The 12,129-nt window shown below is 50.3% G+C and carries 5 protein-coding genes; 2 read left to right on the top strand and 3 right to left on the bottom strand.

Annotation, left to right across the window (positions count from 1 at the left end):
- Positions 1 to 51: 51 nt before the first annotated feature.
- Complete coding sequence (locus H6F76_RS00590; protein WP_190505025.1) at positions 52 to 1,152, top strand: hypothetical protein; 1,101 nt, start codon at positions 52 to 54, stop codon at positions 1,150 to 1,152.
- A 303-nt stretch (positions 1,153 to 1,455) separates the two neighbouring features.
- Here the strand turns inward: H6F76_RS00590 and H6F76_RS00585 are convergent, their stop codons facing one another.
- On the bottom strand, positions 1,456 to 3,225 hold the full coding sequence (locus H6F76_RS00585) for an RNB domain-containing ribonuclease (RefSeq protein WP_206754305.1): 1,770 nt from the start codon (positions 3,223 to 3,225) through the stop codon (positions 1,456 to 1,458).
- 395 nt (positions 3,226 to 3,620) lie between these two features.
- On the opposite strand from H6F76_RS00585, the gene H6F76_RS30790 reads away from it, so the two are divergent.
- Complete coding sequence (locus H6F76_RS30790) at positions 3,621 to 3,743, top strand: hypothetical protein (RefSeq protein WP_277881160.1); 123 nt, start codon at positions 3,621 to 3,623, stop codon at positions 3,741 to 3,743.
- A 109-nt stretch (positions 3,744 to 3,852) separates the two neighbouring features.
- On the opposite strand, the gene H6F76_RS00580 is transcribed toward H6F76_RS30790, so the two are convergent.
- The gene (locus H6F76_RS00580; protein WP_190505021.1) at positions 3,853 to 4,164 is read right to left on the bottom strand and encodes a hypothetical protein; all 312 of its coding nucleotides are present in this window, start codon (positions 4,162 to 4,164) and stop codon (positions 3,853 to 3,855) included.
- A gap of 705 nt (positions 4,165 to 4,869) precedes the next feature.
- A complete protein-coding gene (locus H6F76_RS00575) occupies positions 4,870 to 11,877 on the bottom strand; it encodes a PfaB family protein (protein WP_199321836.1) in 7,008 nt (2,335 codons plus the stop codon).
- Positions 11,878 to 12,129 lie beyond the last annotated feature (252 nt).

The raw sequence follows: 12,129 nt of genomic DNA, 5'->3' as shown, positions 1-12,129 counted from the left end.
CGAAACTCGGTATCTCTAGTAGAATTCCTCCATGCTTACTCCTCTATCCTTATGACTTTGAGTGAAAAAGATCTGACTTTCCCAGTCGATGGACAGTTGCTCATGGTCCTGCCTAGAGCTGCAGCATCAGTCAATAATCCAGATGTCCGATTGCCCATTCTACGTTCCGATGGGGATGGGTACTATCTAGAGATGCGGGTTGAGGCAGATGCGAATGATGCTGGTGAAGTTGCAGTGACGCGGCGGGTTCCACTTGAGGATCTGACGATTGACGAGTGGGAAGAACTAAAGCAGCAGTATGATAGCCTTGACCTTCCGGCTCTGGTCGCTCAAGGCATTGGTAAAGGGCTTGAAAAAATACAGGATCGTCGGATTCAGCGCCTCTTCATGGCACTTTTGACTTTTCTCAACCCTCGGCAGGTTGGGATTGTACTGTATCTCTACAAGCTCGCAGCTGAGCAAAACAATGGCCCAGTAGTGACTTTCCGCTCAAATGACTTACTGGAAAGCCTCGGTTATTCACGTGCCAAGGGTGGTAGTTTTCATGCCAAAGTGCGCTCGCAATTAAACCGTGACCTTGTGGCGCTGCATCGAGTCGAATTAGTTTTAGCGAAGTCTCTTAGGGAAGGCAATAAAATTGGAGCAGAGGTAATTATCAAGAGTATCTTGCGTATCCGAAGCTACAAGATCGAAAACCTCTCACGCGACTTTGATCTCGTAAAAGCTGCTGACTACACTTATGAATTAGCTGATTCTTACACAGTCTCTTTAGAGTTCTTTGAAGGACCGAGCCGTACTGGTGATTACGTCTTGTTTGCTGGCGATGTCGAAGTGACTCAAAAACTTGGTAGTAATACTAAAAATGACTATAGAACCAAACTATTGATTTATCTTGCAAGCCGACTCAAGTGGGATTCCCCGCGAGAGGGTCAGTATCTAGCGATTTCTAAACAATACTTGTTCAAAAATCTTGATTTGCTAGGAAGTAATTCCTCACGAAATAATCAAATTTTCTGGCGCACTGTTGAGGAATTGCAGCAAGAGGGGTATGTTCTTGGTGCGCAAGAGCTATCTGGGAAAAGAAAAACACCGAGCATTCAATTTCAAATCAATCCTGAAAAGCTGAAATCGAACTTGAGTGATTGTACTTAAAAATCTATGGTTGTGTGTGAATGCACCGACTCATGATGCAGAGCGTACCTGAGCGGCTTCCTTCTCATAGAGATGAGAGGGTTATTGGCATTCTCGATTTGCCTCCAGAGCTTTTGCTGGAATTTTAAGACACGCACTAGAACACACAGCTTATCCCACTTTCAAGTCTTCACTGACATCAATAGAATGGGACGCACTGTATACGCCAAGGGCTACTGCAGTAGCCTTTGCTCAAGCTGAAGCCTGCACGGGCAGCAGACAACTCAGCGTGTTGGTGTGGCTCAAAGCTTTGCAACGGCTGGGCTATCGTTCTGTCGCAGCACTGCTCTCCACCTGCACCCACACACTCTGAGCCGCTTTGTGTTTGGCTTGCTTTTTGCTTGTGCCCTCGCCCTTGCCCACAAGGTCAAGGCACTCACAGACGCATTGGAACAAACCGTTGGGCGCGCAGGCTGGTGCAAAGCTGTACGACGGCAACGGCACACCCAAGCGCTGGGCGTATTGGTTAAGCGCACTGACGTAGTCCGGTGTCTGGTGCGTGGATAGTAACAGTTCTGGTGCGGGACGTCCGGTCTCAACCGGCAAGACTGGTTTTGCCTCTGGTAACGCTGCCTGTGCTGGTGTCACCAGCTCGCCCCAGACCCACGCCTCTAGCCAGCGGTACGCAGACTCCTGCTGTGCCAACGCTTTACGTTGAGCCACTGACCAGACAGTCGCACACTGCTCTTTGCCTTCCTGGGTCACCACACAGAGCGCTGCCCAACCGTCTGGTGTACTTTGCTCTTGGAACTCAACTGTAGTCGTTGGCTTCCAGTGAGTACGGACCAGGTTCAGGACTTGCAGGCTCATGGAGTTGTCAGCGATCGCTGCCCAAACTTGCAGCTTGAAGCTCACGCTCTCAGGCGTGTTGGGTATGACTACCAACACCTGGTAGAAGTCCACCGTAGTGAGCGTGCCGTCTGCTAGCCGTTGCAGTAGCGTCTGTTCTAACGCCTGCCACTGACCGTCAAGCACACCCTGCTTCAAGGCCTTACTAAACAACTCTGGCGACAACTTTGACAGGTCAGTCTGCTGCACTTGTTGCGCGACTTCAGTGCGTCGTTGCTCTCTGTACCACGCGTTTTTCTGGTCACGCTTGTCGTGTTGCAGCGCTGTCAGTTGCGTGGCTATGTCAGTCAGCACCGCAGGCGTGTACGGCACTGGTTGACCGTGTAACGCTGCCTTCAACAACCGTTGGTTCACCAGGTCAGCGTACCGTCGAATGGGCGAGGTCGTATGTGCATAAACCGCTAAACCTAGTCCCACGTGTGGCTTTGCTTCAGGACTGTACCGCGCACGGTCGTAGTGGCTTGCGAGTGCTCGTCTCAGTTGCTCGTCGTCAGCGATTGCCTTCAACTCCTGCACAAACTGCTGTCGCTCAGCCGGTAGCTCGCTCAAGTCACGGTAGTCGTGTGTGCGGTAGAGCCACTCGTACTTGTGATCACGCATAAATTCTGAAACGACCCGGTTGGTCAAGATCATGAGTTCGGCAATGATTTGCTGTGACCGCAGACTTTGCGTGACCACGCGACCGTCTTCGTCAACGTAGTTGGTCCCGACGGTGCGACCAAACACAGCCCCCTGCTGCTGCCGTTGCAAGGCTAGTAGTCCCGTCACACGTTCTAACAGTTGCAATTGGGGTTGCAAGTGATGTGGTGCGCCTCTCAGTACGCCCTCAACGGCTTCGTAGCTGAACTGCTCCTGACTCACCAACACGCTTTCACTGAGCTGCATGTCCAGCAGTTCGCCCTGTGGGTCAACGAGTATGTCTACCGTAAGTACGGCTCGTTCCACCAACGGCAACAGACTCAGCGACGCTTCCAGGCTGTGTGGGAACAGTGGTTTACGGGTCGTTGGCAGGTACGCTGTTTCGCCACGCTTGAGTGCCTGACGGTCGAGAAAGCTATCCTGTGGCACTTTGCTCGCGACGTCAGCAATGTGTACTTGCACGCGCGTGTTGTTGCCGTCTGCCTCGACCCAAACCGCGTCGTCTAGGTCTGTAGAGCTGGCACCGTCAATGGTGAAACCCGTCACTGTGTTCATAGTAGAAAGGACAGCATGACTCTTACGACCAACGCTGTTTGGTTCACTTTTAGGTACTGCTGAGTAACGATCAGAGTGCTCGCTTGTTGCTACTCAAGTTTCACCATAACGGCTACTGCTAGCGCCTTACAATGCAATTACCGTTAAAGCCTTTGGTTTGGTCACCACACCGATTGCGGAAACAACACAATGGAACAAAAGTGCTTCTGCCTCAGTTGGCTCGTCACACTGAGAACCACTGGCTTGCTGCTTCTGTGGTCGTTACCGCTTGCTCCGTTGGCCACGCCCGGTTTATGTGCCAATGAAGCGGCTCTTGTTTCCTCCCCTGTTATGTCCGTGCGCTAGTTAGTACTGGCAACTTTGCTCTACCAGAGTACCGTACTGTTGTGAATGAGCAAAAATCTGGCGTCATCTTGCAAGGCTATACCGAGCACAGCAACGCCAACAACTCGTCGATGGGCGAGCAAGCGCTGGCACGAAACCTGCTTCATGGTCTTGAGCCACGCTGAAGCTTTAAAGACGATCGTGCTTCATGCCGATGCTGCTCCGTTAAGTTGACGGTACTATGGCAGGATGAGGCTTGCCAGGACATTCACTTGTAAGGCAAAGAACCTTGGGCTACAGCGCGTCAACCCGATGCATGGACTCGATGAGTTCCTCAATCGCTTCATCACTGGAGCATTGCTGCACTTGAGCTTTGAACCACTCTAATTCTTCCAGTTCGGTGTCCTGCACGCGGTACACGAGCAGTGTGCCTGCTACCCGCGCTAAGGTGAGAGGCTCATGGGAGAGATGAGCCAGCAGGGCCTTGGCGTCTTGATACAGCTGTTCTGCTATAACATCGGGCAGCGGCTGCCCCATTTGAGCAGCGCTTGCCTGCAAGCTTTGCAGAATTGCTCGTTGAAGCTCTGGTGGAAAAGAACGATTCATAGTGTCAGTGTCACGCTTCAAAGGCTTCAGGCTTCAGCTTCACTCTTGCTGCTTGGTACTTCTCCGTTAGGGTGCCTACTTGCTACCCTGGTTCAAGTCTGGCCTTTCCTCAAGGCTGTGTAGTTCAAGTTTCAACTGCCGATTCATCTCATGGCGGTAACGACTGGAGACTTCGTCTATTTGCTTGCGAACTCGCTGCCTTGAGCCCATCGGTCGACGCTCCGCCATACAGTGCTCATTGTTGCACGATAGCACTTCATCAACCATGCTGCCTCCAACAACTGGGTAAAGGCAGCAGAGCCAAGTTGAACTAAAGCACTCAATACCTGTGCATGAGCCGAAGATGTAGCGCTATTAGCAAACGAGTAGTGCCATGGGTCAGTATCCCTCTAGACCAGCGTTCTAGCCTTGCAAGCTGACGCCACTCATTTGCCAGTGGCACTAGAGCTTTTGCTCATTCACAAATGCCTCACCCGGAAGCAGCGAATGTTGGATTCTCCAAAACGGAATAAAGGAACTGCCCCTTTTCACCAGTGCCTTTCACTCAAGCTTCTAGAACCAAACTCACAACGGGCGAACGCGCACCATTGTTCTAGCGGTTTTGGCTGTAAGAGCATTGCCTTGCTACTTACACTACAACCGATTGCCCTCTGTCTCTCGTTTCTTGCGCCTTTGCCGTTAGTGCGCTTTCGTTGGAGAATCACGTTAACACAGCATGATAGCAAGATTTTTCACCTCATAGATTCTCAGTTTTGATCTCCATAAACTCGCATCACCCACTATGATGACGTGATCAGAGGCTGTCTCAACTTGTGTTAGATGAACTTCCAGGCTCATGTCTATTTGCCCGTGGAGAATTTGCCCGCGATATCGCCAGATGGTTGCATGATCGATTAATGGTTTAAAGGTGGGTGATTTCAGATGTTTCCCGAGATCCATCTCTAAGGCATAGACCTGCATGGCTTGTAGCATGGCTTCAATCCCCAGAGAACCTGGCATAACTGGATCATCTTTGAAGTGGCACTTGAAAAACCAATCACTGGGGTGTACTTGCTTCTGGGCAAAAATATACCCCTTATTGTGCAAACCACCATTGGGGATCAGCGTCACTTGGTGCAAGAGATCCAGTTGGTGCGCTGCGAGACGATAGTGCGGGCGTTCGAGATCAACGCGATAAAACTTAGCTCGACTTTCAGGAGTTTCAAGCGATCGCATAATCACAGGCAGATGATGATCCGTTACTTCATGCCAGGGAGACACTGTTTGACCGCGATCAAGTCCCACCTGATTTGCCAATGCTTCAGGGCTGAAGTGTCCAAAAGCGGCAGTGCCTGTATAAAACAACTCCCCTTCACAGTGCATTTGAAACTCAAAGTTTTGAATAATCATGCCCTGAACATTGCTGGAGGAGAGCAATATCGATCGGTTGGTAATCGTTTTTCCTCTCAGATCAATGTCCTTCAGCACATGCCCTTTACCATCCAGATTGCGAAAATAAAGACTCTTATCTGGGAACATCAACGTCGTGCCCAGATATGCCGAGAGAAACCCACAGGGTTGCAATGCCATTTCCATCAAAATTGAATAGGGCAATGTTGGGGCAGCGTTTTGGCGATAGTACCAGGGGTTGAGCGGAACATCATATTCCGTCACGATCGCCGAACCTTTCGTAATCTGATGCCGTGCACCTTCCACTGCAAGAATGCGGCTGACGACATTCAAGTGTGTGTTCGGCATCCGTGATGCTTTAACAGTTCCTTGGTCGTAAATGGCATATTCTGACCCGAAGCACTTGGCTAATTCCCCAGTACAGAATTCCGCAATTTGGTCTTCAGTGAGCAATGCCGGTTTGCGGGGTGCTTGGGCTGGATAGGGCGCTAAACTCAAGAATTGCTCTGGAGCGATCGCCTGGGCAGAATTTTTCTCAGACAGTTGCAAACCCAGATCTTTGAAGTGAACGATCACCTTGCTGTTAAGAATAATTTCAACATCGCAACGGATAAACGGTTTGGGGTTAAAGCCAATCTCGGTCACTTCCATCCGGTAGGTGAGCACTCCTGTTGTGGGGGTGACCTGTCCACGACAGCGCACCACCTGACCCACTCCTGGCAGCGGTTGAAAGCGAGCGTCGAGTGTGCAGAGTTGCAAGCCTAAATACAGCATGTAAAACTGCAAAAGTTGCCCACAACCCTCCGCCATCAGAGAGCCAGCCATCACCTGATCGTCCTTAAAATGGCAGGGAAAATACCAATCCTCAGGATGCAAATCCTTCTCTCCAACAACTATCCCTAAGCCCCAGGCACCGCTCGTTGGCTCCACCGAAGCAATCCGATCGAGCATAAGAAAACTCCCTCCAGGCAACCGGAGGGATGGATTGCGTTGATCTTGCCAGTAGTGTTTGCCAAAGCAAGCGGCAATGTTACCGCTTGATAGATTGAGTAAATCGCTGTAATTGAACGTCGTCTTCTGGCAAATCAATAATGGATTGAAATACTGCTTTTGGATTTGCTGGCGCTGGTGTAATTCTTTTGCCGAGTAGATGACTCCTTTCCCCTGCTGCAATTGTTCATTAGAGAAGAAGCCAGCACAGCCACCATCCATTTTGATCACCATCTTGTCACCGACAAAACAGTTGTAGCTGAAGAAGAACAACAGGTTCTTACCGTTACGAGCAAAAGAATTAATTTGAATATCGTAACGGAGCGTTTCTCCGTCTTTGGGCAAATCATCCAGGAAGGTGATAGTGCAATCTAACAAGCGGTACACTAAATTGCCTTTGTTCTCAAAATCAATTCCTAGATAGCTAATCAACAACAAATCACACTGCCCAGATTCCACCGCCACTGCCCAGGAAATCTGACCATCAACAGAATACTGTGCATTCAGGGGAATATCGTATTCGGTAGTCATGGAGGAGGGGTTAAACTCTCCGCGCTGTGCCTTCAGTTGAGTCACGCGACTAACCAGCAAATACGGTGGCATGGGCAATCGAACCCGTCGGGAGTAAGTATCGATAATGGCATAATCTGCGCCAAACACATTCGCAATGTTCCCCTCAGCAAATTCCAGAAGATCTGCTTCATCCCAAATGGCATCTTTGGCTTTTTCAGGTTTCTGGGTCAGGGTTTCCAGTGCGTTCACCACCGCTGCTTGGTTTCCGTCTGCATTGGTTTGACTCAGATCAATCTGAGGGTCTTGACTCTGTGATAATAAGCCAGTAGTTGCTGATTGATTTGATGTGAATTGTTGGGCATTCACCAGTTGCAATTGCAGAATTCTAAAGTTTTTTAGGTGCGGATCTTGTGGTTGCATAATGGTGAATTTTGGGGGTTCCAAAGGTGTTTGGGTAGATTGAAAGAATTGGCGATGGTCTGTGCTCAAAAGAGTATCACTGAGGCGCTCGCCGCCGAGTGTCACGGTTTTGATTAGCGATCGCGTCAAATCGCTTTCTGTGCTTGAAGTTGCATAAAGCGGTGCTAGATCGAGGGCTACACCATGACTGATCAACTGCGCCAACAGGCGCAACAGCCCTGTCTGATCATCGTTTTTCTTGAGACTGACCGACAGTGCTACATGAGGCTGCGCCTGTAAAATTTCCGAAGTCCAGCGTGAGCAGGAATTTCCCGTGCCCAATTCAATGAATATGCGCGCGCCATCTGCATATACACGCTGCACCAGTGCTGGAAAATCAACAACCTGACAGCAGATCTGGGCAGAATTATGTGCGATCGCATTCTGCTCCAAAGGCATTGGCGCGTGACTGACCCCTGAATAAAACCGAATATCGGTCACCGGATGAACCGGAATTTGGTGTAGCTGCACCAGATCGTTATATTGGGACTGTACGATCGAGCTATGCAATACGCTCTCAAAGCTTACTGGAAAGGCAAGACATTGAAGGGTCTGAATCACTTGCTGGCACTTCACCGGATCGCCCGCAATCACCAGTTCTTTAGGAGTATTGATAAAGGTAATAAAGACTCGCTGATCATCTTGGAGAAGCGCTTCAACCTCTGTGACGGATGCCTTTAATACATAGGATTGCCAAAATTGTGTCTGATAATTCGGCACCCGCCATGCCTGTCGTCCGGTTTCGCAGGGACCGCAGAGGTCAGTGGTGAACAGCGGAGAGGCATGCAGGGTTTGACTCAGATTGTGGTCATCGCGCCAAACGCCTAACGCAAAGAGCATACTACTGGCAGCACCTAGACTGTAGCCAAATGCTGCCTGGGGCTGGATCTGAAAATATTCGCGCAGAACCAGGCTGTGCAGTACCGCTAGGCTGATGCCGCTTAAACACATGGCGGCTCCATTCCCGAAAAATGTTGCGTGCTGTTGAGACAGCACCTGATTCGTTGGCTTTTCTAAGCTACGAGGATAGATCAAATCCGTCTGCATCGCCTGAGTCACTTCATTGGTTAGACCAGAGAAGCGATCGTAGAGAGAAGGAAATAGCCGAAACAGATCTCGCCCTAAGCCTAGATCAGAACTCGCCATGCCAGGATAAACGAAGGCAATCTGCCCTTGGTTTGCCAGCGGCTTTGCTGTGAAGTAGCTACCGGATGGGGTCTTCCAATCGGTGTCCTGCTCAAACGCTGCTGTGATGCCTGCAAATGCTAGATGAATTTCCTGAAGTATCGTCTCCTGACTGGTACCGACGATCGCCAATCGGTAAAGCGCCTCTGCTGGAGAGGATTGAACCTGAGTTTGGAATTGGTACAGGGTTTGGTGAACCACTGCTTTCAAGCAAGCGGTTTGCACGATCACCTGCTGTAAGGATTGCAGACGCGATCGCAGATCAGACTGATTTTGTGCAGCGATGGGTAACAAGTAGCCCGGTGTATGGGTCAGATGAGAATTGGGACGTGGCGCTGAGTTTGCGACTTCCGACAAAATCAAATGGGCAACCGTGCCATCGTTCCCCATACCGTTGATAGCAGCGATTCGTCTGGGTGTTTCAGGGGTCAGGAACCAGCATTGCGAGTCGGTGGCAACATAGAACGGGCTGCCCTGCCAGCGATCACCCTCTTTGGGCGCTGTCCAGGCTGGAACCGCCGGGATATAGCGATGGTGGAGACACAATGCGGTTTTGATCAAACTCGCCATGCCTGCTGCCACGAAAGTGTGTCCGATATTGGCTTTAACACTGCCCAAGGCACAGCTTAAGGTTGGTTGTGTACTTCCAGACACAGCACCATAAGCAGCGAGAAGACCAACCATTTCCGCTGTATCAGTGGACGCAACACCGCTCCCACAGACTTCCAGATAGCCAATCTGTTCAGGTTCGATCGCGGCATTGTCCAGCGCAAGCTGGCAAGCCTGGGTCACGGTTGCGGCAGTCGGTGCAATGGGGGCATCCTGCCCTTGCGTTGGGGTGGATTGGGTAGCAAGGGCGATCGCGTCAACTATGGCATAGATGCGATCATCCTGCTGTTGTGCCGTGGGCAGGGATTTGACCACAACCGCGCCTGCGCCTTCACCAAGCATCCAACCGTTCGCGTTTCCATCAAAGCTGAGGGTGTGACTGCCGCAATTAATCGGATTTTGGGACTGCCTCAGGAGCACATGTTCAAAGCTTCCAGCCAGGTCGATTGCACTAATCACCACCGCTTCGACTTCGCCAGCCGCTAACAGCAATTGCGCCACTTCCAGAGCACGAAAGGTTGAGTTCTCTTCTGCCGATAGAGTAAACGCAGGCCCAGAGAAATCCCACAGGGCGGCAATTCGGGTAGCAATCAGATTCCCAATAAAACTGGTGTATTGATTTACCTCAGCTGCCGAATGGAGGCTGTCTTTGGTGATTTTTTCCAGTTCAATTTGTTGGGCTTCCGTCAACGTTAGTCCGGCTTGTTCCAGACTTTGTTGTAGTTGCCAGACCAAATCGCAACGTCCACGATACTGATGTAGCGATAGCTCTGTCCCCATGGCCACAATCACCGCGACCGGACGGCTGGGTTGTAACCCGGCATCTTGAATTGCCCGATCAGCTACCTTGAGGGCGAGGAGTTGTTGTGGAATCAACTGATCCTGTTGACGGGGAGGCAGCTTAAACCGGAGAAAATCGAGTTCAAAGTCTTGAATATAAGCACCCTGGGGCGCTTCACCATTGGTAAAGCCATAGACTTTGAGCAAGTCCGGATCGGATTCCACTCCTTTCCAGCGCTGAGGGGGAACAGGTTTGAAACATTGGATACCGCTGTAGATGGCACGATCAAAGGTATCCAGACTGCCATATTCACCAAAATGGGCATCCATTCCCACGATCGCCAGCGGCAAAATGGTCGTTGGATTGAAAGTGGGTGAATTCTTAGGTGAATGTTTTGGTGAGATAGAGGATGAACCAGATGTGGATTGAGGTGCGACCGCAAGTAACTCAGAGGTCAGAATTAAATGGGCATTGGTGCCGCCAAACCCAAAGGCACTGATCGCCGCCTGTTTAATCGGGGTTGTCCAGGGTATAAGCGATCGCACCATTTGCTCCCCTGTAAACCTCCCTCGCTCTGAATTTAAAGGCTGTGTGAGATTCAGGGTCGCCGGAATGGAGTGATGGTTCATACCCAGAATCACTTTCAGCAGACTTGCCATCCCTGCTGCGGTCAATAAATGCCCCAAATTCGATTTGACTGAACCAATCAAAGGTGTAGTATTCGTGCGTCCAAAAAATGCCTCCATGGAGTTGAGTTCAGTGCGATCTCCCAGTGGTGTGCCCGTAGCATGGCATTCCACATACTCAATCTGGCTGGGGTTGATCTGAGCCTCGCTGTATGCCCGTTCGAAGGCTAAAATCTGGCCTTTAGGATTGGGACTGAGCACAAATTTCCCGCTGCCATCGTTGGAAAGACCAACGCCCTGAATGGCTGCATAGATGCGATCGCCATCTTTCACGGCATCGGCATAGCGCTTGAGTACCACCATGCTGGCTCCTTCCCCGGCGACCAGCCCTTGCGAGGAGCGATCAAGCGGAGAGGTGCGATCGTTTTCTGGATAGGCTTGAAAAATCGAAAAGCCGATGTGGATAAACAAGGGATCGGCAGCACTCACAGCACCCGCCAGCATTAGGTTCGCTTTACCGGTCTGAAGATAATGGCAGGCGAGTTTGATAGCATATAGCGATGACGCACATGCCGCATCTAAAGAGAAGTTCAGGCCCGATAGCGATAGTGCCTGGGCAATCAATGCCGAAGGATAGCCAGCTAATAAGCCATTTAATGGATTGGGTAGATTCGTATTCTCATTGAATCTGAAATGATCACAGTTTAGTAACGCTTGCAGGGAGGGCTGCAACGCCCGGTGATACATCTGGGCAAATAGGGGATGAGAACGGCGGGTCGGGAAGGACAGGTTGCCCAGAATCACGCCACACTGTGCCAGGGTTTCTGCGCTTCCTAAATAGCCACTATCTTGTAATGCCTGCTTTGCCACATAGAGTGACCATTGATGCATCGAATCGAGACTCTGGAGCAATTCAGCATCTAAACGATAGCCTGTCGGATCAAACTGAAAATCGCGGATATAGCCGCCCCGCTGACAGTAAAACGTATCCGCTTTGCCCTTTTGGCGATGATAGAACCAATCGGGATCGACCCCAATCTGTTCTGTCGTTGCCAGAGACGTGAGATCTTTCTGAGCAACCAGGTTTTGCCAATATTGTTCCGGTGTTTCGGCACCGGGAAATAGACAGGATAAGCCAACGATCGCGATCGGTTCCATCATAGCTATTTGGCAGTTGCAAAAAGATTTTTAAACGACGACAAGCTGAAACTTTCCCGATTTCTCATTAACACTAAAAGAATCTACTTCTTCAATTGAAAACTGAACATTGTTCATCAACTTATTGTTAAGAATTCGATTTAGTTCGTGTTGAGTAACCCCATCTTCACACCAAGCACATGATTGATCTCACGTTTGATCAACGTTGTTGCATGAATGCTCGCTACTAGATAAAGATTTCAGACGTTTAAGAAG

It is taken from the genome of Leptolyngbya sp. FACHB-321, assembly GCF_014695975.1.
GTDB lineage: Bacteria > Cyanobacteriota > Cyanobacteriia > Leptolyngbyales > Leptolyngbyaceae > Stenomitos.
This window is presented reverse-complemented; position numbering and strand designations above follow the sequence as displayed.